General features: G+C 43.0%; 20 protein-coding genes and 4 pseudogenes. 13 read left to right on the top strand and 11 right to left on the bottom strand.

Annotated elements, in window-relative coordinates; genetic code table 11:
- Positions 1-3 precede the first annotated feature (3 nt).
- The 6 genes and pseudogenes from BDD26_RS10055 to BDD26_RS10080 all read left to right on the top strand — a co-directional run bounded on the left by BDD26_RS10055 (position 4) and on the right by BDD26_RS10080 (position 4111).
- Positions 4-1074, top strand: coding sequence for a hypothetical protein (locus BDD26_RS10055; protein ID WP_115826464.1), 1071 nt, complete (start codon positions 4-6; stop codon positions 1072-1074).
- 924 nt (positions 1075-1998) lie between these two features.
- A pseudogene (locus BDD26_RS10060) lies at positions 1999-2256 on the top strand (phage integrase N-terminal domain-containing protein); the annotation flags it as partial.
- 23 nt (positions 2257-2279) lie between these two features.
- Positions 2280-2387: pseudogene (locus tag BDD26_RS10065) on the top strand (helix-turn-helix domain-containing protein); the annotation flags it as partial.
- A 100-nt stretch (positions 2388-2487) separates the two neighbouring features.
- Positions 2488-2817, top strand: coding sequence for a hypothetical protein (locus BDD26_RS10070; RefSeq protein WP_038265859.1), 330 nt, complete (start codon positions 2488-2490; stop codon positions 2815-2817).
- Between the two features lie 290 nt (positions 2818-3107).
- Positions 3108-3581, top strand: coding sequence for a helix-turn-helix domain-containing protein (locus BDD26_RS10075; protein WP_051502334.1), 474 nt, complete (start codon positions 3108-3110; stop codon positions 3579-3581).
- The gene (locus BDD26_RS10080) at positions 3575-4111 is read left to right on the top strand and encodes an IS630 family transposase (RefSeq protein ID WP_084766466.1); all 537 of its coding nucleotides are present in this window, start codon (positions 3575-3577) and stop codon (positions 4109-4111) included. Before BDD26_RS10075 ends, BDD26_RS10080 begins: the two co-directional genes overlap by 7 nt.
- 75 nt (positions 4112-4186) lie before the next feature.
- On the opposite strand, the gene BDD26_RS10085 is transcribed toward BDD26_RS10080, so the two are convergent.
- Positions 4187-5371 (bottom strand): benzoate/H(+) symporter BenE family transporter, encoded by a 1185-nt coding sequence (locus tag BDD26_RS10085; RefSeq protein WP_115826465.1) that lies wholly within the window; start codon positions 5369-5371, stop codon positions 4187-4189.
- Positions 5372-5466: 95 nt separating this feature from the next.
- Between BDD26_RS10085 and BDD26_RS10090 the strand changes: the two genes are divergently transcribed.
- Positions 5467-6042, top strand: a complete 576-nt coding sequence (locus BDD26_RS10090) for a helix-turn-helix domain-containing protein (RefSeq protein WP_115826466.1) — start codon at positions 5467-5469, stop codon at positions 6040-6042.
- 544 nt (positions 6043-6586) lie between these two features.
- On the top strand, positions 6587-7285 hold the full coding sequence (gene budA / locus BDD26_RS10095; protein ID WP_115826467.1) for an acetolactate decarboxylase: 699 nt from the start codon (positions 6587-6589) through the stop codon (positions 7283-7285).
- A 445-nt stretch (positions 7286-7730) separates the two neighbouring features.
- Here budA and soxR read toward each other — a convergent pair whose 3' ends face one another.
- On the bottom strand, positions 7731-8189 hold the full coding sequence (soxR, locus tag BDD26_RS10100) for a redox-sensitive transcriptional activator SoxR (protein ID WP_115826468.1): 459 nt from the start codon (positions 8187-8189) through the stop codon (positions 7731-7733).
- A gap of 231 nt (positions 8190-8420) precedes the next feature.
- Between soxR and BDD26_RS20140 the strand changes: the two are divergent.
- Positions 8421-8735, top strand: a pseudogene (locus tag BDD26_RS20140) (LLM class flavin-dependent oxidoreductase); the annotation flags it as partial.
- A 156-nt stretch (positions 8736-8891) separates the two neighbouring features.
- On the top strand, positions 8892-10346 hold the full coding sequence (locus BDD26_RS10110) for an FAD/NAD(P)-binding protein (protein ID WP_115826470.1): 1455 nt from the start codon (positions 8892-8894) through the stop codon (positions 10344-10346).
- Between the two features lie 20 nt (positions 10347-10366).
- Here BDD26_RS10110 and BDD26_RS20145 read toward each other — a convergent pair.
- The 8 genes and pseudogenes from BDD26_RS20145 to sfsA all read right to left on the bottom strand — a co-directional run.
- A pseudogene (locus BDD26_RS20145) lies at positions 10367-10506 on the bottom strand (sulfonate ABC transporter substrate-binding protein); the annotation flags it as partial.
- 320 nt (positions 10507-10826) lie between these two features.
- Positions 10827-11684, bottom strand: a complete 858-nt coding sequence (gene panC, locus BDD26_RS10120) for a pantoate--beta-alanine ligase (RefSeq protein ID WP_115826471.1) — start codon at positions 11682-11684, stop codon at positions 10827-10829.
- Positions 11685-11762: 78 nt separating this feature from the next.
- A complete protein-coding gene (gene panB, locus BDD26_RS10125) occupies positions 11763-12554 on the bottom strand; it encodes a 3-methyl-2-oxobutanoate hydroxymethyltransferase (RefSeq protein WP_038269413.1) in 792 nt (263 codons plus the stop codon).
- Between the two features lie 158 nt (positions 12555-12712).
- Positions 12713-13195: a 2-amino-4-hydroxy-6-hydroxymethyldihydropteridine diphosphokinase gene (gene folK / locus BDD26_RS10130; protein WP_038269431.1), complete on the bottom strand. Its 483-nt coding sequence runs from the start codon at positions 13193-13195 to the stop codon at positions 12713-12715.
- Positions 13196-13215: 20 nt separating this feature from the next.
- Positions 13216-14574, bottom strand: coding sequence for a polynucleotide adenylyltransferase PcnB (gene pcnB, locus BDD26_RS10135; protein ID WP_211305514.1), 1359 nt, complete (start codon positions 14572-14574; stop codon positions 13216-13218).
- A gap of 293 nt (positions 14575-14867) precedes the next feature.
- The gene (gluQRS, locus tag BDD26_RS10140) at positions 14868-15788 is read right to left on the bottom strand and encodes a tRNA glutamyl-Q(34) synthetase GluQRS (RefSeq protein ID WP_115826472.1); all 921 of its coding nucleotides are present in this window, start codon (positions 15786-15788) and stop codon (positions 14868-14870) included.
- A 58-nt stretch (positions 15789-15846) separates the two neighbouring features.
- On the bottom strand, positions 15847-16302 hold the full coding sequence (dksA, locus tag BDD26_RS10145) for an RNA polymerase-binding protein DksA (RefSeq protein ID WP_038269417.1): 456 nt from the start codon (positions 16300-16302) through the stop codon (positions 15847-15849).
- A 195-nt stretch (positions 16303-16497) separates the two neighbouring features.
- The gene (gene sfsA / locus BDD26_RS10150) at positions 16498-17208 is read right to left on the bottom strand and encodes a DNA/RNA nuclease SfsA (RefSeq protein WP_038269419.1); all 711 of its coding nucleotides are present in this window, start codon (positions 17206-17208) and stop codon (positions 16498-16500) included.
- A 166-nt stretch (positions 17209-17374) separates the two neighbouring features.
- Between sfsA and hrpB the strand changes: the two genes are divergently transcribed.
- The 3 genes from hrpB (at position 17375) to BDD26_RS10165 (ending at position 23641) form a co-directional block, all read left to right on the top strand.
- Positions 17375-19876 (top strand): ATP-dependent helicase HrpB, encoded by a 2502-nt coding sequence (gene hrpB, locus BDD26_RS10155; protein WP_115827535.1) that lies wholly within the window; start codon positions 17375-17377, stop codon positions 19874-19876.
- Positions 19877-19929: 53 nt separating this feature from the next.
- Positions 19930-22398, top strand: a complete 2469-nt coding sequence (gene mrcB, locus BDD26_RS10160; RefSeq protein WP_038269422.1) for a bifunctional glycosyl transferase/transpeptidase — start codon at positions 19930-19932, stop codon at positions 22396-22398.
- 502 nt (positions 22399-22900) lie between these two features.
- Positions 22901-23641 carry a sulfite exporter TauE/SafE family protein gene (locus tag BDD26_RS10165; RefSeq protein WP_115826473.1) on the top strand — a complete coding sequence of 247 codons (741 nt, stop codon included), beginning with the start codon at positions 22901-22903 and terminating at the stop codon, positions 23639-23641.
- A gap of 49 nt (positions 23642-23690) precedes the next feature.
- Here BDD26_RS10165 and hemL read toward each other — a convergent pair whose 3' ends face one another.
- Entirely contained in the window at positions 23691-24974 is a 1284-nt protein-coding gene (gene hemL / locus BDD26_RS10170; protein WP_115826474.1) for a glutamate-1-semialdehyde 2,1-aminomutase, read from the bottom strand.
- Between the last annotated feature and the right edge of the window lie 95 nt (positions 24975-25069).

Below are 25069 nucleotides of genomic sequence, written 5' to 3' on the forward strand. Positions count from 1 at the left end.
AAAATGGAGTTAGCACCATTTTTTCATCAATACATAGATTTTAAATGTAGCAAATCCCCTGTTTCTCGCGAAATTGATAAGTTTGTATATTATAAATGTGAAGATGGTGGGGCTGAACTTTTTTTTATTGAAAGTGATGATGTCGTATTTCCGGAATGGAATTATCATTTATTTCCAGAAGACCCACATTACTATAAAGAGTGTAATTGGGAACCTATATTATTTGATAGGTTTGAAGAAATAAACTTATATGATGAACAAGTTTTTTTATATCTACTGTTCACTGTAAATAGCATTACATCTATTAATGAAATAAATAAAAATAATATGGCTAGGGATTTTGTAAAAAATTATTCATTTTTACAGCTTTCTAGAATAAACGATTTTTTATCTATATCGAAAAGAGATAAAAATAAATTAAGAAATTTATTTTTCCATTCATTTTTATATTCACATCCTGTTAACTACGAAACTTTATATGCATTTTCCATTAGAGATGGTGATGTTTTTCATATTAAAAGTAGAGTCTGGGTTAAGGATTATTTTAACTCATATTATGATTTCTTTGTTGAGCACTATGAGGAGTATAAAAATAAAATACCAATTACAATTGATGAGGTAATTAGTTGTAAAAAATTAACATCTTTATTGTTGGATAATATTGAAGGGAAATCCAATGGGCTTAAATTTCCAAGAGAAAATATTGAAGATGGATTAATTGAGGCCATTAATAATTTTGATGTTCTTATTGATGTTTACAATAAGGATAAAGAAAGGTTTTATGAGAAGCTAAAAAATAGCTTATTGGGTAGTAATAGAGAAAATATCTTTGTTGAGTTCTTGTTGCAAAATTATGTTTGCTATATTCTTTATTTTGATATGGATGAGATTAATAACTTTGTGGAATGTTTTTCAAAGGAACGCGAGCTTTGTGGTTTTTTGATAAATAAAATTTTTTATAATCCTATTTTTATAAAGAAAACACTAATCGCTCAAAAAAAGAACTTATCTTCATATGACCGAGTAACTTGTTTCTTAGATGAGGAAACAATTAGCATGTATAGCCATACTTGAATTTTGATTTAGTCTTTATTTATAGCGAACCATTATATTTCCATATTAAAAATATGGGTCGCTATAAATTTTATCAATAATAACCTATTATACATTTCTATAAATAAAAATTATTCTTGTCGAAATTCTAAAAATTCGTTAATCTGAACCGACTCACTCACCATCACATGATGGTACATAGCTGTAACAGCTATAAAACTCCCGTAGCCTGAAAGGGAGAGCAAGTGTTGCGGTACATCTGCGCACCTTTGGAAGCAGATATTGTCAGACATAAACCCCTTGTCTAACGATGAAGGTTCTTTAAACTAAAAAATACCCCCAAAGGGCGTTTTTATGCTGTTACCTAAGTGCATTGAATTCTGAATCATGCACTTCACGCCATACCACAAAATTATTTTCACACGCGGCATTCATACTTTATACGATCTCTGCTTGAAATATTCAGCAGACAACTTTTCTGCATCCAAATAATGAACTCATAACTGTCGTTTGACACTTCACTTTGCGGCGTTTGCTGTACCTGCTGGCATTTCAACGTTTGCTCGACTTTTGCTGATTATTTGTGGACTTAAGGCGTCACTTCTTGCCGGTTTATCGCTGAAAGTGACGCCGCAGCAAAAGGATAACCTGATAATGACAGGCTCACGCTTGCTTAACCACACAGTGCATCTGACACTGCATTTTATAGATTAAAAAAGTATCAAAAGGAGAACCTGACGATATCGAGGCTGGCACTTTGCCGGTGGGGATGACCTGTTAACACAGGCGGCAGTACCACGTACTCAACCGATACCCCGCAATACCTCAACAAGCGTTCACTCTGGCGCACAGATATCCGTCAGGGACAAAGCCGGTATTTCCTGCTTTGTCCGCACTGTCGCGCGCCAGAGATCGCATGTTGAAAGGTTAAGTAAGGAGAAGTCGATGAGCCGACTGATTAAGGAATTAAAATTTTTTGCCCGTCAGGGTGGTGGCAGCCATAAAACCTGCCATGACCGCATTCGGATTGCAGGGCGTTTGGGGGCGTTGTTACTAAGCCTGAATATTCAGATTAAAAGTCTCAGCCACTTGAAATCCAAGCATGTAGAGAACTACGTCGATGCCCGCTTATCGCAGGGTGTTGCTAAGCGAACGATGCAAAATGAGATGTCTGCGCTACGTCATATCTTCCGCATGGCAGGCAGGAAAAAACTGGAAACTTCTCCGCGTCTTATCTCGGAATACACCCTTCAGAAATCTGGCCTAGCCGTTATTTTGATTCATATGATGGTCAGCCTATTGAGCGTAAGGCTCGAAAAGATCTTACTGAATAGTTTGGTTTTAATGAAATAAGCCATGAGGATAAATAATATTTATAGTTTTTAATTTTATACTCATGGCAATATATTTTCCCGAAATATATGAGGTTATAAAATGAGTGACTATTTTTACTTAAATCTTGAGTTTTTATCTAAAGAATTAGATGATATCTACGTTAAAGAGCACTTACACGAAAATAATTACTATTTTAAAAGTAAAGAAATTAAAACTAAAGTTGTAAATTTAATTGTGGAGGCTAAAAACTCTGGAGAAATTGAATTTGTTGATAAAGCATTGCTATTTATTTTTGAAAATACAGGTTGCCATGAAGATCTTAAGGTTTTAAATGAAATAAATAAATCATTGTTTGAGGCTAAAATCCTTAATGATGAATCTTTAGATAAATATTTGGCTGAGTATTCACCGTTATCTCGATGGTTGTAATTTGGTTATAATGAAATCTGGTGAGCTACTATATTAATAAAATAACAGATAGATCATCTTGAAACTATTATTTCATTTTCGACAATATTTATTTTATTGATGATATTTTTGCAATAAAAGCTCTATTCTGCACAGTACCAACCAAGAAGAAATCTGGCAAACAGAGACAAAATAATATGGGGGTATTACAGGGGGGGGTATGGTAGATAATTGAACTAAGTTAATCAGATAAATTATCTGCATTACTGTTACAATCGATAACACGATAACCTGATTCTCTGCCTGTTCTTATGAAATCGAAGATAATACTTTCTGAGCCTGAACGAATCACATTGCAACAACTTGCTTTGAATCATCCACATCGGGACATTCGTACGCGAGGAACGGGTTTGCTCATGCTTGCCAGAGGGATCAAGCCGTCCCAGATCACCGCTGAAATCGGATGCAGTCTCCGGGTTATCTATAATTGGGTTCACATGTGGCACAATTCAGGGATAGCGGGATTATTAGGTGGTCATGCCGGAGGCCGGTATCTCGCCATGACGCCTGACATGATTGCCACTGCGGTCGAAGCGGCCAGCGCAGAGTCCCTGACACTCGCCCGGATAGCTCAGTGCGTTGAGGCAAAGCATGGTGCCCTGCCTTGTACGCTTGAAACGCTGGCAAATACCCTGAAAAAGCAGGGGCTCACCTATAAACGAACCCGACTGTCGCTTAAAAAAAGCGTAACGAAACGGAGTTTGCTAAAAAATCCGCCTTGCTGAATAAAATTAAGGCTGGAGCACAGTTAGGCCATTACCGTCTGCTCTATTTCGATGAGGCGGGTTTTGCCGCGTCTCCTCCGGTGCAATATGGATGGAGTCCACGGGGTAAGCCCCATAAAACTGAGCCTCGAGAGCATGACAGACGGTCAGTTCTGGGGGCGTTAAATTACACGGATAACACGCTGTTTTACCAGACAACGTCAGGCAGTATCACGCGCGATGACGTGATTGATTTTTTAGAGCAGGTCGCCAAACAAGGGGACAACCGCCTGACATTTTTAGTGTTGGATAATGCGCGTATCCATCACGGGATCGAAGAACAAATCAGAAATGGCTGGTTACGAGAACACAACATGTTTTTATTCTATCTTCCCGCTTACAGCCCAGAGCTGAATTTGATTGAGATCGTCTGGAAACAGGCCAAATACCATTGGCGACGTTTTATCACTTGGACTCAGAATACAATGGAGCATGAATTAAATACTTTATTGAAAGGTTATGGCGACCAATTTGCAATTAACTTTTCTTGAGTACTTAAATAAAATAATTTAAAAACAATTAATTAATTGTTATTGTCGAATCCTGTAGGGGCCAAAACAGTTTGTTCAGGATATTATCACTGTCCGTTTTTTAAATATCAAGTGTGCAATAATTCCGCCAACCAATCCCCAAAATGCCGAGCTGATCCCCAGTAAATTTGCTCCTGATGCTGTGATTAGAAAACAGATAATGGCAGCATCCCTTGTAGATTCATTTTTGATTGCTAAGCTCAGGCTATTTGTAAAAGTGCCAAGGAGGGCTAATCCGGCCAAAATCTTTATAAATGGAGCTGGAAAAGCGTTAAATAAATAGAAGATAGCTCCGCCAAAAATGCCTGCCAGTACATAGAAAAAACCAGCACTCACAGCGGCAATATACCGTTTATCCCGATCTGGGTGGACATCATTTCCCATGCAGATAGCTGCTGTAATTGCGGCAATGCAAATACTGAATCCCCCAAAAGGTGTCAGAATTATTGTCATTAATGATGTCCAAATAAGTAATTTTGATGTGCGAGGTGGATATCCCGCCGCCTGTAGAGTAGCAATCCCCGGTGCATTTTGTGATGCCATCGTGACGATAAAAAATGGAATGCCTACGCCAATAAGTGTGGTTGCGCTAAATTGTGGCATGACAAATTTAGGCATGGAGAACGTGATATTTTCACTTGCCAGGTTTAAATTGCCGCTGATGATACAGATAATAATCCCTGCCGCAAGTGTTGAGATTATTGCGTATAACGGAAAGTAGCGGCGGAAAATTAAGTAGATAAGTAGCATGATGCCACAAAGCCAAAAATTGGATTGTAGCATTGCAAAGGCATCCAGACCGAAGCGGAGTAATATTCCGGCAAGCATTGCAGCCGCGATGGAGGGCGGGATGTAGTTCATCAATTTGGCAAATAGCCCGGTGATACCGCATATCAACATTAATGTTGAAGCGAAGATAAAAATACCAATGGCTTCATTGACAGAGGTATTCGGAAAATGTGTCGCTAATAATGCAATTCCCGGTGTTGACCAGGCAGTTAAAATGGGAGTGCGATAATAAAGTGATAACGCAATTGTTGAGATTCCCATCCCAATACCGAGCGTAACTAGCCAGGCACCTATTTGTGATGATTCGACACCAATCGCTGTCACTGCTTGGAGAATTATCGCAACTGAACTAGCATAACCAACTAATACCGCAACAAAACCTGTAACAAGTGTTGCTGGTGAAAAATCTCTAAAAAATGATTGCTTAGGCATACGATATTACCTGTCGGATGTTATAACGGACGATGGTGAGAATATCATCGTCTGTTATAGCATTCAACCCATGTATTTATTTTGAGAAGGCACCAATGAGTGATATCACACCAAAAATTGCTGAAAAGTTTAAGTCATTAAGGGCTTCTCGAGGGTTAAGCCTCAGCCAGGCGGCTAAACTGACGGGAGTTAGTAAGGCGATGCTTGGGCAAATTGAACGCGGTCAATCAAGTCCGACGATTTCTACACTGTGGAAAATTGCAACAGGCCTTAATGTCGCCTTTTCAACCTTTTTGGAGGGAACAGAGCCCCAACTTCAGCCTGTATTACATCGGTTTAATGAATTACCGATCTTTGAACAAAACAATTCAGGTATGCGAGTAATACCACTGATCCCCTTTGATGATGAATTTTTCATCGATTTATTCAAAATAGAATTGTTACCGGGGGCTTCAAGTGAATCTTCTCCGCATGAAGCAGGGGTGGTAGAGCATGTTATTGTGCTCAGTGGAGTGTTAGATCTGCGTATTAATGACACCTGGCATAAAATTTCAGCAGGTGAATCAATGCGTTTTCATGCCAATTGTAACCATGCTTATGCTAATTCAGGTGATGATATCGTCGTTATCCATAACCTTATTCATTACCCACATCACTCATTACCTACGTAATTACCTGAAAGAGTTGGTGTACGGATTGTTCATACAGATGTTAATATGGCGATTTAAATCGCCATATCCTAACGTCATTTAATTTATTTGGATTCAGGCAGTGTGGCATTGGCTACTTTTGAATGCAGTGTATGTATTTCATTATTGAAGAGAAATGCTCATTAAAATATGATTTTTAATCATATTAATAATATACAGTTATATGAGATGGATTTGATTTATTTACACATTGAATATAAAGATCTTTATATTAATAAGTTATCAAAATAAGGAAATTAAATTGTTAACATATATTCCTTATAGATAAGAATGTAGATTAAACTTCATTAATTAAAAAAATTAAATTGTGAAAATAAACTAAATTTAAATGTTAATACATAATGTAAGCAGGAGATATAATTTTCTTGACAATGACTAACTGCTAACGATATTAATTTATAATACGATAAAAAATCTGAAATATTTATCTGATATATCTAATCAATCCAATAGATTTGAAATTGCAGATTGCAGAATATATAGCAAATAGCAAGAGAGAGGGCATATGAATAGCCGAATAATACATCAGTATTCCACCATGCATGCTTTGATGTCCGGTGTTTTTGATGGAATGTTTACAATATCGGAAATCAGTCAAGGTGGCTCATTTGGTATTGGCTACTTACATGCACTCACAGGTGAAATGATTGCACTAGATGATACTTTTTTTGAAATTCAGGGAGCGGGTAATGTGCGTCGTTTCTGTGATCACGAGCAGTTGCCATTCGCACAGTTGACATATTTCAATCCTAATGATCAGTTTCCTGTTTCGAATATCAACAAAAAATCTCTTTATTCCGAATTATCTACTCAGGTAAATATTGACAATATTTTTGCTGCGATAAAGATTGAAGGGAATTTTAAAAAAATCTGGTTTCGCCGTATAAATTGCCAGGAAAAACCTTTTATTAAAGCAGTTACAGAACAATCCGAAGAGACATTGCATGATATCAGCGGTGTGATGGTTGGGTTTTGGACACCAGATATTTTTCACGGTGTTTCTGTTGCAGAGTTTCACATTCATTTTATTGATGAAACCCGGACAAATGGCGGGCATGTTCTTGATTTTGAGTTACATAATGGTCTTTTAAGTTATGAGTTAAAACAAGATATAAAGATCCGTCTGCCAGATAATAGTGAATATCTTAATGCCGACCTAAAAATCAATAATCTGGATGAAGTTATTAGAAAAGTTGAAGAATGATAAGGTTCCTGTAGAGAAATGATATTTTTTTATTCCCATTTTGGTATTGACAAGATAAGCATTTATCGTTGTCTGAATATCCTCTTTATTTTCAATCTGGAACATTCTTGCGATCAGTGCTTGAATATTTTTTTCATCAAATACTCCAGAAAGTTAAAGGAATAAAATAACTATAATTTATCAGTGTTATTAAAAATAAATTAATTAATGAAAAATAGGATGGATACAGATTTAAATGTTAATAAATTAATAATGGCCTGAATGATATAAGGTAAAAAACAGGTAACACGATATTATGGTGTCAAAAAATATCTGCCACCCTTAAAAAGAATTAAATCAATTTTAATAAGTGATTTTCAGAAGCAGGCCTGATTTATTTTTTTGTAGTCTCATAAAATGAGGTTGCCAGATTAATTTGAATTGATGTTGAGATAGTGGATTATTCTTATTGCAATAAAATCCTTGGCCCTGTTCCTTTTTCTCCCAATATATCGTTTGGGTTGCGCAGCGGGCATTCTGTCAGTGAAAGGCATCCACAACCGATGCAGTTATCCAGATTATTGCGTAACTGGGTTAGCTTTGTGATACGTTGATCCAGCATATCCCGCCATTGCGAAGAGAGCATACGCCATTGTTCTGTCGTTAGTTTGCTGTTGGGTGGGAATTGACTTAATATTTTTTTTATTTCTTTCAAAGGAATACCTGTACTTTGTGCAACCTTGATAATCGCGATATAACGCAGAACAATGGCAGGAAAACGACGCTGATTTCCCTGGTTACGTGAGCTTTTGATTAACCCTTTTGACTCATAAAAATGAAGTGTCGATATAGCAACTCCACTCCGTTTTGCTACCTCTCCAATGGTTAATGCCCTGTTAAAATCAATGTTTTTATCTTCCGACATGTCTGTTTATCTCAAGTTAACGTGAGGTTTTATAGTCATACCTGATGTTTCTGTCAATTAGAAAAATACTCTTGTTGATTCGACGTCGGAGAGAATGTTGACCTCAGTTAAATTTCGAAATCAAGCCAGATTTGGTTATTTTATTACCGGAAAGTACCAGTTCTTTATGTACTGGTTTCTGACCGCTTTGGTTATCACGGTGTTTTGATCCCGACAGGCAGAGGTTGTTTACAGGTGGAAGGGGCTGAGTTATTGTTTCCATCGGCTCAGAAAAAGAGCCGTCCGCTCTATTTTGGCGGTTCTTCTGAAGATGCTTTTGATGTGGCTGCACGTCAGGTAGATACCTATCTGACTTGGGGGAAGCCACCAGTACAAGTTGCCGAAAAACTGCAACAAGTGCGTGAACGTGCCCAACAACGAGGCCGGACTCTGGAATATGGTATTCGCCTGCATGTTATTGTTCGTGAAACTGAAGAGGAAGCGTGGGCTGCCGCAGATCGTCTGATAGCCCATTTGGACGATGATACAATCGCCCAGGCCCAGAAACAGGTAGATCCGTTGCAGGCAACAACAAATAGTCATAGTCCAAAATTCATTCTGTTAATACAGGGCCTTTTGGTGAGAGCGTTAGTGGTGCGGAGCGCTGAGCCAATTCCCTCGTGTCCGGGTACTTGAACAACAATTAACATCGGAGTTAAGAGCATGAAGGAACCACGGGTGGTGATCATTGGTGGTGGTTTTAGCGGCACAGCCCTGGCGGTACATCTGGTACGTCAGGCCAGATCTCAGTTACATATTACTATTGTTGAACCCCGTGCTACGTTAGGGGCTGGATTAGCTTACTCTACCCAAGATCCTACACACCGGATCAATGTACCTGCTTCGCGGATGCAACTCAGTGGTATGGAAGAAGAAGATTTTGATAACTGGTATCGTCAGCAACCGGAATTTTATCAGGATCACCATGCGTTGCTCTCTAATGGAGACGTGTATCCACAACGCGGGCTGTTTGGGCGCTATGTGAGAGAGAGGCTCATTCAAGCACAGATTCAAAATGGTCTGGTGACAGTAGTGCATTTACGCGACATGGCTGTGCAATTGTCAGAACGTAGCGTTATCACAGCCTCAGGCAAAATGTTGGAAGCTGATGTTGTTGTACTCGCTATTAGTCATCCACCTCCAACTTTATCTCGCTTACTACTGCCTTTCCTCGGTCATCCGGCGCTTGTCGCTGATCCTTGGTTATCGGGCGCTTTGACAAAGGCAGGGAAAGAAACGCGAATAGCCATTATGGGTACAAGCCTGACTATGGCTGATGTGCTTGCAACGCTGGATAGTTGTGGGCATACAGGGGCTGTGTTGGCATTCTCTCGTCGGGGACTGCTTTCACGCCCCAATCTTATAGCTAATCATGATATTGCAGTTGGTGCTTCTCAGTGGTCGGGAGCGTATGCTGACCTGACATTCCACAGTGTACGGCAGTTATTACGCCATATCCGATCTGACATACGCCGGGCGGCTGAACAAGGGTTGCCCTGGCAGGTAGTCCTGAATAATGTACGTGCAAGTGGGCAGGCGCTTTGGCAAAAATGGCCACTGGTGGAACAGCAACGTTTTTTACGCCATTTGCGTAGATTCTGGGATGTTCATCGCTATCGTATTGCACCGCAAGTCTCCGACATTATTACCACTCGTCAGCAACAGGGGAATCTTAATGTTATTGCTGCACGTTTAGTGAAGTTAGAAGCGGATAAAGAGACCCTGACATTGCATTTACGGTTGCGCCAGGGGAGGTTGATGACAATCACCGTGGATAAGTTCATTATTACCACTGGCCCAGCGCACAGCACTTTGACTGAGAGCCAACCTCTGTTACAAGATCTTACCCGACGAGGCATTATTCAACCAGATGTACTTGGTCTTGGCTTAAATGTTGATGAACACTCTCATATCATTGATCAAAAAGGGAATAGTCACCCAACGCTGTTGGTGGTTGGCCCTGCTGCCCGTGGTCGTTTCGGTGAGTTGATGGGGTTGCCACAGGTGGCAGAACATGCAATGACTGTTGCCGGTGAAGTACTGCATACTCTGCGCCTTTCTGAGCTTACCCAATCTTCTGCTTTATCAAGCAGTAAGACTCTGAGTTATCCTGATTAATTAACCGGGTTGAGGCGGTTTTAAGGCGAAGTTGTTGAGGTATTATCAAGAGACCAAGTGGCGTTACATCTATCTGTACAGGCAACAACCTGATACGGGTAAAGGTATCGGCAAGCTCTTGTTGCTGAATAAAAACAGCCGGTGTCATACGTTGTGCCCCAAATGTTTTATCCAGATTACCGCGGGATTTGAGCAGAGCAAAACTACCAGAGAAAGTGAGTAATAGCAGTAAACTGCCAAGGCGCAATTTGTGGGACATATTTAACTCTCCTCATTAGTTCTTCTTTTGAGTGATATACCCAATGGATTTCGGGTTGCATCAGATGAAGGGAATATGAGGAAAGATAACAAAGCGCACTTATAACTATTAAATAATAAAATTGCGTTTACTAGTGCAGATTTTGGATAACAATATGTACACGGTTACTGTTTTTTTACGGGGATGTGGATCATGTAGTGGTTCACATCCCCAGGATAAAATCATGCCGTTAAGTCAACCTGCTGATTATCAATCAGGCGTGTTTTTCCTAACCAGGCCGCCATCAGGATCACCGCCTTTTTGCTCTGTGATGTTAAAGGTTCCAGATTTTCTGCATCACGAATAAATATCTCATCCAGCATAAAACCTTCTTCGCGTAGATGAGTGGACATTATTTCAAGCAACTGTTTAATATCCCGTTCGCCATTTCTCAACCTTTCAGCCGCACATTGCATGACCTGGTTTAGTCGTGGCGCTATTTTTTTCTCTTCTGGAGACAGGAGATTGTTGCGTGAACTGAGTGCCAGCCCATGTTTATCACGGACAGTAGGTACGGAAACCAAAGTGATATCATAAGCCATGTCAGCAATCATTTTGTGGATAACCTGTAACTGCTGAAAATCTTTTTCACCGAAATAAACCAGATCAGGCTGGATCAGATTGAACAGTTTGCTGACAACCGTGGTGACTCCGCGGAAATGCCCTGGCCGGCTTGCACCTTCAAGCATATAAGAGAGTTCAGGTACTTCAACAAAAGTCTGTTTGCCGTTTAAGCCATTCGGGTACATTTCGTTGGCATTCGGAGCAAAAACCATCTCAACATTGCGACGACTCAGTTTTTCGCAATCTTCCTGTAGAGTCCGTGGGTAGTTGACTAAGTCATCTTCGCGATCAAATTGCATTGGATTGACAAAAATGCTCACAATCACTACGTCAGCCTGAGCTTTGGCGGTATCAACCAGAGCCATATGACCATCATGCAGATTGCCCATCGTAGGCACAAAGGCAATTCGTTTTCCGGCCTGACGCCAACGACGGAGTTCACGGCGTAAAATGGGGATTGTTTCTAAAATCAGCATTGCTCTGCTCCTTTATAAATAATTGGCCGTCATGCTGGGTATACCCGTCGTCTTTCTTGAAATCCATAGGGTATATAATTAGTTGAATGAATGTGCTTGGTCGGGGTAAGTGCCGTTTTTCACCTGTTCGATGTACAGGTTGATGGCATCCTTTATGTTGCCGGTCTCTTTGAGAAAATCTTTGGCAAATTTCGGTGGTTTCGCGGTAATGCCTAAAGCATCATGCATGACGAGGATCTGACCATCAGTTTGATTACCCGCACCAATACCAATAACCGGGATTTCCAGCGCTTCAGTCACTTTCCGAGCCAGTTCTGTTGGCACACATTCCAGCACCAATAACTGCATTCCCGCTTTTTCTAAAGCAATAGCATCGTTAATTAATTGTTGAGCTGTGGGTTCATCACGCCCCTGTACTTTATAGCCCCCTAATACGTTAACGGCTTGTGGTGTCAGCCCCAGATGCCCGCAAACGGGAACAGAACGGTCGGTCAGCATTTTTACTGTCTCACACAGCCAGCTTCCACCTTCAATTTTGACCATATTAGCGCCTGAACGCATTAAAACAGCGGCATTATTGCAGCCTTGCTCTGGAGTGGCATAACTCATGAAAGGCATATCGGCGATCAGAAAAGCATGGGGAGCACCAGTGCGGACGCTTCGGGTATGGTAGGCAATATCTTCAACTGTAACCGGTAAGGTAGAATCAAACCCTTGCACGGTCATACCGAGTGAATCGCCAATAAGCATGACATTGATGCCTTGGGCAGCAAACAGGTGAGCGAAGCTAGCATCGTAAGCCGTAATTGTAGCAAACTTACGTTTCTCTTTTTTTAACTGGCTCAGGTCAGCCAGAGATATTGGTTTCATTATTATCTCCTGAATAGTTATACCCTTTATTTTGGGGTATAGAGCCTGGTTCATTCGGGTATCAAAGGCGATACCTGATGAAATAGGCTCAGATTATCCAGAAATCGGCCACGGCTGTATGAGATTTTGAATTACTTTTCCTTCATAAGACTATGGTGTTACAACCAAAATGTCAGGCCATTTTCTGGAACATGTTTTAACCGTTCTGCCAATGTTTCTTTATCAGGAAACACGAGTTCCGGTGCAATTTCTGCAAGCGGATAAAGCATAAATTCGCGTTGTTTTAAACCGTAGTGGGGAATCGTCAGGCGTTCAGTATTAATCACTTGGTCACCAAATAACATGATATCCAGATCAAGTGTTCTCGGCCCCCAACGCTCATCTTTGCGGACACGGCCTTGAGCCAGCTCTATCGCCTGAGTGTGATCAAGCAATGTTTCTGGTGGTAAGTGAGTATCCAATGCAACAGCCAGATTGAGATAGTCTGGCTGATCTTGTGGCCCCATCGGTTTAGTTCGATAAAATGAGGAGCGTGCAATAAAAGTCGTGTCAGGGATGGTTTTCAGGGCAGCAAGTGCATTATCAACTTGCTGTAAAGGATCAGCCTGATTACTGCCAATAGCGATATAAACCCGGATCATAGTATTAGACATGATTCCTGTTAATTCCTGTTATGGCGAGGGCGATTATTACCACTACGATGATGGCGTGTTCTGCGACGAACAGGCTCACCGCCAAGTTCAGAGATCATGCCCCGCTGCTGTGAAGGTGTCGATTGCTGGAATTCTGTCCACCAGTGCACCAGCTCTTTCAATTCATGACGTGGTTCAATGCTGGCGCGCAATTCCAGTAAATCAAAAGCAGCCCGGAATTTTGGATGCTCCATCAATTTATTTGCTCGTTTCCCCTGACGGCGTGGCAGGCGAAGCTGCAATAGCCAAATATCACGCATAGTTGTGGTATGGCGTTTCGGAATGGCAATTGAACGGCACTGTTCATCAAGAATATCATTCATCGCCAGAGCAAAGGCATCGTAATACTGTAATCCACCTTCCTGCGTCAGTTTTTCCGCATGTTCAATCAGTGGATACCACAATATTGCCGCAAATAAGAAAGCAGGATTGACCCGCTTATCATGCTGGAGACGATAATCGGTATTTTTTAATACCTGCTGCAACAGTTTTTCCATCGCTGAATCACCGCGTTGGGTGAATCCACGTTGGATTAGCGGGAATAATGGTTCAAACAGCTGGTATTCACGCAGTAGCTTATAAGTACTGTAACCGTGCCCTGCCTGTAGTAGTTTCAGAGATTCATCGAATAAACGGGCGGGTGGAATCTCTCTTAGCAGAAACGCAAGATGTGGGATAGGTTTGGCAGTGGTCTCATCAATAGTCATGTTTAGCTTGCTGGCGAAACGGACGGCACGCAGCATCCGTACCGGATCTTCGCGATAGCGGGTTTCCGGATCACCAATCAGGCGAATGATCCCTGCTTCCAGATCGGCCATTCCGCCGACATAATCCCGCAGTGCGAAATCTTCAATACCGTAATAGAGGCTATTGATAGTGAAATCGCGGCGAGCGGCGTCTTCTTCCACTGAACCAAAGATATTGTCACGCAGTAACATTCCACTTTGCGCTTTGTGTGACTGATTGCGGTCATTACATTCGGTTTGTTCATGTGACCCACGGAATGTGGCAACTTCAACCACATCTGGCCCGAACATAATGTGGGCAAGGCGAAAACGGCGGCCAACAAGGCGGCAGTTACGGAATAACTTACGTACTTGCTCTGGTGTTGCGTTGGTGGCAATGTCGAAATCTTTCGGTTTTTTGTGCAGTAATAAGTCACGTACACCGCCGCCTACCAAATAAGCCTCAAAGCCAGATTTATTCAGGCGGTATAGAACCTTCAATGCATTTTCACTGATATCTTTGCGTGAAATAGGGTGCTGTTCCCGTGGGATCACGGTGATCAAGGGGGCAGAAGGTTTTGCCTTTCCAGATGTTTTCTTCATTTTGATGTTTTCGGCATTTGATGAAGATATGCGATTCACTCTGCGACGTTTAGGCAGAGTGCTGCTCTCTGTTTGAGCAGAATGGTCAGATACGGTGACTGGCCTTTCACTGGCTGCCTGTGTTTCGCGTTTTATCTTGGTTTCGCGGATCAACAAATTACGGCAGAAAGTTGCTACTCGGTTAAAAATGGTACACCTCGATAGTGACGAATCAAATTAAAACAAAAAAACAGCCGCTAATCATAACTTACTGGACATTCTTTGAGAATGCTTGCAGTGCCAATAGCAACACTTTATTTAAATTGTCTATTGATTATGTTTTGGGGCGGAACATGATTCAGATTCCAACCAACAATAGCCTGTTTTAATAATTGATCTGTGGTGAGATCTTGCCAGCCTGTGATGGTTGGTTGGTTTAAAAACGATAACGCATCAATAAGCAATGGGCGTGGATCATCAAAAGGGATCGGTTTTGCATGATTTTGCTTGGAAAGTTTATTTCCCTCTTTATTTAATACAAGAGGCAAATGTACATAATCTGGCGTTTTAAAATTCAGATACCGATATAAGGATATTTGGCGAACTGTAGGTTCGATCAAATCTGCTCCTCTGACAATTTCAGTGATGCCTTGATAGTTATCGTCAATAACAACGACAAGATTATAGGCAAATAAACCATCTTTGCGATGAATAATGAAATCTTCTTCAGCCATTTTTGCAGATACGGTGATATTTCCCTGTAATTTGTCGTAAAAACTGTAAACGGGATACTGTTGTTGCAGGCGGATGGCAGCATTGCGGGCTGGCAGGTGCAAATGTTGGCAGAAACCATCATAAAATCCGCCCAAATGCTGAATGCGCTGGCGGGTACAGGTACAGTAATAACTATTTCGCTGTTGTAGTAGCTGCTCAAGTATCGCCCGGTAAGCTTCGTGGCGTTGGGATTGGTACAGTACTTCTCCGTCCCAGTGAAGGCCGTAGTGTTCTAATGCTTGTAATATCCTGCCTGCTGAGCCGGGAACTTCCCGCGGAGGATCGATGTCATCGATACGCATCAGCCATTTTCCTTGGTAAGCACGTGCCTGTAAGTAACTGCCCAGTGCTGTCACCAGAGAACCAAAGTGGAGATCGCCAGATGGGGATGGCGCAAAACGCCCAATATACAACGGAGGATATTTATACAACGGAAAGTGTTCGGATTCGGATTGAGTCATGTCAGGATCAGTTTAAGGGAGTATACGGCGCCTTTCAGCGCCGTACTCAACCCATCGGTTAGCCAGCCATTTGCTTTTCGCGAATTTCAGCTAACGTTTTACAGTCAATACATAAATCAGCTGTAGGGCGAGCTTCTAAACGACGAATGCCGATTTCAACCCCACAGGATTCACAGTAGCCGAAATCATCATCTTCGACTTTCTTCAGCGTTTTTTCGATCTTCTTGATCAACTTACGTTCACGATCCCGATTACGTAATTCAAGACTGAATTCTTCTTCTTGTGCCGCACGGTCAACCGGATCAGGGAAGTTCGCTGCCTCATCTTGCATATGAGATACAGTACGGTCTACTTCATCCCTGAGTTGATTGCGCCATGCTTCCAGAATCAGCTTGAAATGCGTTAACTGGGCATCGTTCATGTATTCTTCGCCTGGCTTTTCCTGGTAAGGTTCTACCCCAGCAATGGCGAGAATGCTCAAGGACGAGGTTTTACGTTTTTGCCCTTCTTGCATAATGCTTCTCCTTACACACGCACTATCAAACGACCCCCCAACAGTAGGGGGAAAAAAATAGGCCGCTATAAATAGCAGATGACTGCGAGGTTGGCAATTATTCATACCATTAGTTTTGCAATGGTGTGAAGGCAGCCGTGTTTACTGCCTAAATATGTTGCAAAACTTACCTCATCAGCATGATCTGTTTACAAATCATCCCATTGATACAAAAGGCAATTTGTGACTTAGAACCATCCTGTTTTCTGTCATGCTGGCCCCGTAACAAATTACTTCGACCCCTAAATTGCATGCTTGTTCCAAAAGAAAAGCATAATCGTGGTCAATATGTTTTGCTGCCGTCACTTGACTGATACCGGAATGTAAAACAGCAAAGCACAGGACAGCACGCTGTCCCTGTTGCGCTATCAATGATAGTTCACGTAAATGTTTTTGCCCACGAATTGTCACGGCATCAGGGAAATATCCTTTATTGTCTTGCAATAAAGTGACCGATTTTACTTCAATATAGCAATTAACTTTTTGTTTTGACTCTAACAATAAATCTATCCTGCTTTTCTCTTTTCCATAGCTCACTTCGCGGCTGATTTTTTCGTAGCCGGATAATTCTGAAATTAGATTTTTTTCAATAGACTGATAAACCAGATCATTGGCCCGCAGTGTATTCACGCAAATCCAATGCCCGTTTTGGGTTTGTGTCAGCTCCCAGCTATTGGGATATTTACGCCTGGGATTGTCTGAGGTGGAATACCACACAGTGTCTCCGGGTGTTGCACAGCCTGTCATCGCGCCGGTATTGGCACAGTGTATAGTGAGCGTTTCACCTTCTGGAGTGAGAACATCAGCCAGAAAACGTTTATAGCGACGAATTAATGTAGCAGGCTTCAATGTTGGCGAAAATTCCATAAACTTTCCTTTATAACTAACAGTCTCACTATCATTAAGTCACTTGCATGAAGTAACTCGAACATAAACTAAAATTAAACATGAAGATGAAATTAAACGTGAACTGAAATTAGAATCGCCAATGCTACAATAACAGTCCTTGAAAGTTAATCGCTATGGTGAACCTTTGTTATTACCTATTTATGACGTTGTAGACTCTGTCATAACTCAGTTGGAGACCTCGAAACAGGTTTTATTACATGCTCCGACAGGTGCAGGAAAATCAACAGGATTACCGCTGGCAATCCTGAATAATGCCCGGTTTAGCGGACGTATTATTATGCTGGAACCGCGGCGTATTGCCGCACGTAGTGTTGCTGAACGTCTGGCAGAGCAATTGAATGAACCCGTAGGTATGACGGTAGGTTACCGAATGCGTTCGGAGACTAAAGTTAGTGTCTCCACCCGTCTTGAAGTGGTGACTGAAGGGATTCTGACCCGAATACTGCAACAAGATCCTGAACTGAGTGGTGTTTCTCTCGTCATTCTTGATGAATTTCACGAGCGCAGCTTACAGGCCGATCTGGCACTGGCTCTGCTATTGGATGTGCAGGAAGGGTTACGTGATGATTTACGTATTCTGGTCATGTCCGCTACGCTGGATAACCAGCGCCTCTCTTCTTTATTACCCGAAGCACCAGTCGTCGTTTCAGAAGGGCGCAGTTATCCGGTGGCGAGAAGTTACCATCCACTGCCTGCCCATCTGCCTTTTGAACGATCAGTGGCTTCAGCAGTATTACGTTTATTACAGCAGGAGACGGGATCGCTGTTGCTGTTTTTACCCGGCGTAGCGGAAATTCAGCGTGTACTGATGCAGTTAGAGGGAAAAGTCGGGAATGGTACGTTACTGTGCCCGCTATATGGCGCTTTATCCCTGTCAGAACAACGTATGGCGATAATGCCTGCTCCGGCGGGAATGCGTAAAGTGGTACTGGCGACTAACATTGCCGAAACCAGTCTGACGATTGAGGGAATTCGTCTGGTGGTGGATAGTGGTCTGGAACGTACCAACCGATTTGAACCGAAGAGCGGCTTAACCCGTTTGATTACCCAACGAATTAGTCAGGCATCAATGATTCAACGAGCTGGTCGGGCGGGCAGACTGGAAGCTGGCGTGTGCTGGCATTTATTTAGTCAGGAGCAGGCAGAGCGTGCTACAGAGCACAGTGAACCGGAAATCCTGCATTCAGATTTGAGTAATTTGCTGCTTTCTTTATTGCAGTGGGGATGTCGTGACAGTAGCCAGTTACATTGGTCAGACAATCCACCACAAGCTGCCCTGACTGTTGCCCAATCTCTGCTTACTCAATTGGGAGCACTGGATGATAAACAACAATTAACTGCCCGTGGCTGGCGAATGACCGAATCCGGTTGCGAGCCTCGTTTGGCCGCTATTTTATGTCTGGCAAGAGAATGGTGTTCAGGTAAAGGATCATGTGCGGAGAAAGAATCGGCAGGAGAAGTACTGGCAACAGCAGCGAAACTGGTCGCGATCCTTGAGGAGCCGCCACGATGGGGAGCACCGGATCTCATCCATTGCCTTACCTCCAATCAGTCTCATTGGCAGCAACGGGCAAAACAGCTATTCAGAAATCTGGTCAGAAGTCTGGCAGATAATATTGTTACGGATCCTAACAGCATTAATCTGGAGTATGTACCTGAATTATTGGTGCAGGGGTTTCCTGACAGAATTGCGAAAAATCGTGACAACCTTGGACGTTTTCAGCTTGCTACCGGCTTGGGTGCTGTACTGGAGCGGGAAGAGCCGCTTTCAGGTGAAACATGGCTGGTGGCACCGGCATTGCAGCAAGGCAGCAAAACACCGGATGCACGCATTCTGCTTGCCTGTCCGTTGAATATTGAACAAATAGTCAGGCAATATCCTGCTTTGTTTACAGAACAGACAGCTATTGAATGGGATGATAATAAGGGAACGCTGCGTGCATGGAAGCGGCTGAAATGTGGACGTTTGACGGTTAAGGCACAGCCTTTGGCAAAACCTTCTGCGACTGAATTGCAGGAAGCTCTGCTGAATTGGGTCCGGCAGGAGGGACTGGCGGCTCTGACCTGGTCACAGGAAGCATCGCAGTTGCGAATTCGTTTGCAACGGGCCGCAGAATGGCTGCCGGAAATTGAATGGCCTGCTGTCGATGATGATACTTTATTGGATTCTCTTGAACAGTGGCTGCAACCTGCACTGGAAGTGGAACGTGTGCAAGATTTGAAGGGATTGCGACAAGTTGAGCTGTCATCAGCTCTTGTGGCTCTTCTTGATTGGCAGCAACGGCAAATACTGGATAATGAATTGCCTACTAATTACACTGTGCCAACTGGAAGCCGGATCAACATTGAATATTTCTACGATAAGCCACCCGTATTATCAGTCAGAATGCAGGAAATGTACGGCGAGCAGCAGAATCCGGTTTTGGCAAAAGGACGAATTCCTGTCGTTGTTGAGTTGTTGTCTCCGGCTCATCGTCCATTGCAGATCACCCAAGATCTCGCGGCATTTTGGCGGGGAGCTTATCGGGAGGTACAAAAAGAGATGAAAGGGCGTTATCCCAAGCATTTATGGCCAGATGATCCTGCTAATGCAGCGCCGACGAGGCGCGTGAAAAAATATATGTAATTATTTTAATAAATTCATATTACTACGTTTCATGAACAATTGGAGAATTCGGTATGTCTGATGATGATCGTCAGCCAATCGGACGTAAGGGTAAAAAGTCGGGACATCGTCGTGGGCGTCAGGCGAATAAACGTCATCGACGGGATGATTATGACTATGATGATTTTGAAGACGAGAGTAACAATGACGATGAGAATGAAGTCATGACGAAAAAAGGGAATAAATCCCCGCAGGTAAAAAGGCGGGGAAAATGGGTCTGGCTGCTGCTATTGAAAATCTTTATTGTGCTGACAGTACTCATTGTTATATATGGTTTTTATCTGGATAACAAAATCCGTCACCGCATTGATGGCCGAGTATGGGAACTTCCCGCTGCGGTATATGGCCGTATGGTAAATCTTGAACCGGGCATGAATTACAATAAGGCTGAGATGATCCGGTTATTGGAAGGTATGCAGTATCGGCTGGTAACTAAAATAACCCGTCCGGGCGAGTTTGTTGTCAGGGGCAACAGTATTGAAATGTTACGTCGGCCATTTGATTTCCCTGATGGTAAAGAAGGGCAGATTCAGGCTCGTCTGGTTTTCGATGACAATCATTTAACCAGTATTGAAAACATGGAAAATCAACGTCAGTTTGGCTTCTTCCGTCTTGATCCCAAACTGATCAGCATGATGCAGTCAGCGAATGGTGAGCAGCGTTTGTTTGTTCCGCGCTCCGGCTTTCCTGACTTGCTGGTTCAGACATTATTGGAAACAGAAGATCGCTATTTCTACGAGCATGACGGCATCAGACCCCTTTCGATTGTTCGTGCAGCGCTGGAAAACCTGCTGGCGGGCCGTGCAGTTCAGGGGGGCAGTACCTTAACCCAGCAGTTAGTCAAAAATTTATTCCTGACTAACGAACGTACCTTAAGCCGTAAAGCCAATGAAGCCTTGATGGCATTATTGCTGGATGCACGCTACAGCAAGGATCGCATTCTTGAACTCTATCTGAATGAAGTTAACTTAGGGCAGAGTGGTGATGAGCAGATCCGGGGTTTCCCGTTAGCGAGTCTTTACTATTTCGGGCGTCCGATTGATGAACTGAGTCTGGATCAGCAAGCATTGCTGGTAGGGATGGTTAAAGGGGCTTCGTGGTATAACCCGTGGCGTAATCCTAAAACTGCACTGGAACGCCGTAATGTCGTATTGAAGATTCTCCAGAACCGAAAAGTGATAGATCAGGAGCTGTATGACCTGCTAAGTGCCCGTCCTCTCGGTGTAAAACCGAAAAGTGATGTAATAACACCACAACCCGCATTTATGCAGATGGTACGTAAAGAGCTACAGGAAAAACTGGGCGAGAAAGTGAATGATTTATCGGGCGTAAAAATCTTCACTACGCTAGACCCGGTTGCGCAGGATGCGGCGGAAAAAGCAATAGAACAAGGTGTTGCTGATCTGCGTAAATCGCGTAAGGTGCCTGATTTAGAAGGTGCGATGGTCATTGTTGACCGTTTCAGTGGTGAAGTCCGGGCAATGGTTGGAGGCTCGCAGCCTCAATATGCGGGGTTTAACCGCGCAATGAATGCCCGTCGGTTAATCGGTTCGCTTGCTAAGCCTGCAACGTATTTATCTGCATTAAGCCAACCGGATAAATATCGCCTGAACACCTGGCTGGCAGATGAGCCTATTTCGATACCTCAGGCTGGCGGAAAACCGTGGGAGCCGAAAAACTTCAGCCGTAATTTCAGTGGCCGAGTTATGTTGGTCGATGCACTGGCTCGCTCAATCAACATTCCGACGGTCAATCTGGGGCTGGATGTGGGGTTGGATCATATTGCGAATACTCTGGTGTTACTGGGCATTCCGGCTAAAGAAATCCAGAAAGTACCCGCAATGTTGCTGGGAGCTATCAACCTGACTCCGATGGAAATGGCTCAGGAGTTTCAGACCATTGCCAGTGGAGGAAATCGGGCCAGACTCTCAGCACTGCGCTCTATCATTGCTGAGGATGGTACTGTGGTTTACCAGAGCTATCCACAGGCGGAAAGGGTTGTACCTGCCCAAGCAGCTTATTTGACGTTATATGGTATGCAGCAGGTTATTGCACGGGGAACGGGCCGCTCACTGACCGGAAAATATGGCAAATATAATCTGGCGGGAAAAACGGGAACGACCAATGACCTGCGTGATACTTGGTTTACCGGAATCGACGGTAAAGAAGTCGCGATTGTCTGGGCTGGTCGTGATAACAACGGCCCGACCAATCTGACAGGAGCAACAGGAGCGCTGAAGATTTATGAACGTTATCTGGCAAATGAAACACCTCTGGCGCTAAAAAACCAACCACCGGAAGGCATTGTGGATATGTCTGTCAATGAAGATGGCTCTTTTAATTGTGCCGGAGGTGGCATCAGGATTTTACCAGTCTGGACAGACGATCCTCAGGCTTTATGTTTACAATCTGTGCAGCAGCCCATTGAAGAAGGCAAGGAAGAAGAGGCTCCGGGCTGGCTGCGTGAGATGTTTGGGCAGTAACCGGTAAATCAGCTGTTTTAAAATGCAATTCCCCACTCTTGAGAAGTGGGGAATTCTAAACTCGTCACGAAATATTCTATTCCTGGAGCAAAAGAGATAACAGCGGTATGTCTATTGATTTCAAGTGTATTCATCAAGATATCCTGCTTTTAATTAATCTCAGCTCCGCATGATTTCTTAGATACTCATGAACGTAATCAAAGTATCACCGAACATGATCCATTTGAAGGTCTTTTTTAATGTATATGACCCGTCCTGAATAAGGTTGTGTTCGCGGGATACTTATATCAGAGAACCGAATCCAGTCAAGGTAACGGACTCACTTCTTATTCATAAATTCAATCCTTCTCGCAAAAATAAAGTATCAGGATATCTTGCCAGATACAGGATATGGCACAATTCCTGATATTAATATTCACTTATTGAATATATTTGTATAGCCGGGAGCGGGTGTGCTAAATAAATTAAAAATGCAGTTGCTTTTTTCTGTGAGGATTAGGCGATGAACATTATTGTTCTATCCCTGTTATTTATTACTGCTGCGTTATTACATGGCATCAGCGGTATTGGTTTTCCTATTGCCAGTACAACCGCATTAAGTTTATTTATACCTTTGAAAGAAGGAGTAATCTTAGCATTATGGCCAACATTATTGATCAATGTGTTAAGTGTGATTTCAGGCGGAAAAATTGGCCCGATATTACATAAATACAGTTTACTGGCGCTCTTTTCATTATTAGGTAGTTTTATTGGGGCGAAACTTTTATTTTGGGTTAATCCTGCCTATCTTCAATTACTGCTGAGTGGAGTCATTGCGTTTTACATTATTAGTAGTGTTTGCAGCAATAATTTTCATTTACCTGCAAGTCCGATTATTTTGGCGTTATTTGGCCTGGTGGCAGGAGTCATTGGCGGAGCTACAAACGCTATGTCACCTATATTGATAATGTGCCTGCTGGCGATGAGCAATGATCGTCATGAAATTGCACGAGCAGCGAATCTCTGTTTTTTGCTCGGAAAGATCAGTCAATTGGTGGTATTGCGTAATGAGGCATTTGAATTATTCTCTTCGGATTGTTTGTGGCCTGTATTGTTACTAACGGGGTTATCCGTCCTTTTTTTCTTTATTGGTACTCGCCTGAGAACACGTATCAGTGCGCAGTATTTTCGCTGGTTGATGCTCATTCTGTTGGGCGTATTGGCGGTAATGTCTGCAATTCAGGCGGTACGGGTTTTGGTGTAAGTAAATCCCTGACACCACAATATTATTGTAGTGTCAGGGAGGAAATAGATTACTTCAATTTAGCAAAACAACGAGCTGCTGCATCAACGGTGCGCTGGATATCTTCATCTGAATGGGCAATGGACATAAAACCTGCTTCAAAGGCAGATGGAGCCAGATAGACGCCTTCATCCAGCATTAAATGGAAGAACTTCTTGAAGCGTTCAACATCACATTTCATCACATCCTGATAGCAGGTAACGCTTTCTGCATCGGTAAAGAAAATACCGAACATACCGCCGACGTGGTTAATAACCAGAGGAATGCCAGCTTTGGAAGCAGCATGTTTCAGGCCAGTTGCAAGTTTATCAGTCAGTTCACTCAAACGCTGGTGAATACCAACCTGAGCGACTTCTTTCAGGCAGGCTAAACCCGCTGCCATCGCGATTGGGTTACCGGAAAGTGTCCCGGCCTGATAAACCGGGCCGGTTGGTGCCAGTTTTTCCATGATTTCCTGACGGCCGCCGAATGCGCCTACTGGCATGCCACCACCGATGATTTTGCCAAGAGAAGTGAGATCAGGCTCAACACCGTAATATTCCTGTGCGCCGCCTAAAGCAACACGGAAACCGGTCATCACTTCATCAATAATCAGCAGTGCACCGAATTCATCACACAGTTTACGTAAACCCGGTAAAAATTCCGGTTGTGGTGGAATGCAGTTCATATTTCCGGCGACAGGTTCGACGATAATACAGGCAATCTCTTCCGAGTATTTTTCGAAGACTTCACGCACTGAACTCAGATCATTATAGGTGCAAGTCAGAGTATGTTTGGCGAAGTCAGCAGGAACTCCCGGTGAATTTGGTTGCCCGATGGTCAGAGCGCCAGAGCCTGCTTTTACCAGCAAACAGTCAGCGTGGCCGTGATAGCAACCTTCGAATTTAATGATTTTATCGCGCTGAGTATAGCCACGGGCCAGACGAATGGCGCTCATGGTGGCTTCTGTACCTGAGTTCACCATGCGAACCATATCCATGGAGGGAACGAGTTCTGTCACTAGTTTGGCCATTTCTACTTCGGCAGCCGTTGGGGCACCAAAGCTCAGGCCGCGCTCAGCGGCTTCAATGACGGCATTACGAATGGCAGGGTGGTTATGTCCGAGAACCATTGGCCCCCACGAACCGACATAATCAATATAGGCGTTACCATCGACATCATAAAGACAGGCACCATCGGCACGTTGGATAAAAACAGGTGTACCGCCAACGCCGTTAAAAGCACGTACCGGAGAGTTAACACCACCGGGGATGACATGTTTTGCCTGAGAGTAAAGTGTTTCGGACTGGCTCATTAATAAATGCTCCTGAAAGACGACGGGTATATGAAGCCGCCATTCTAAATGACCCTAATAGGTAAGCCAAATCATAAGACCGATGCATAAGAATA

The organism is Xenorhabdus cabanillasii (genome assembly GCF_003386665.1).
Classification (GTDB): Bacteria; Pseudomonadota; Gammaproteobacteria; order Enterobacterales; family Enterobacteriaceae; genus Xenorhabdus; species Xenorhabdus cabanillasii.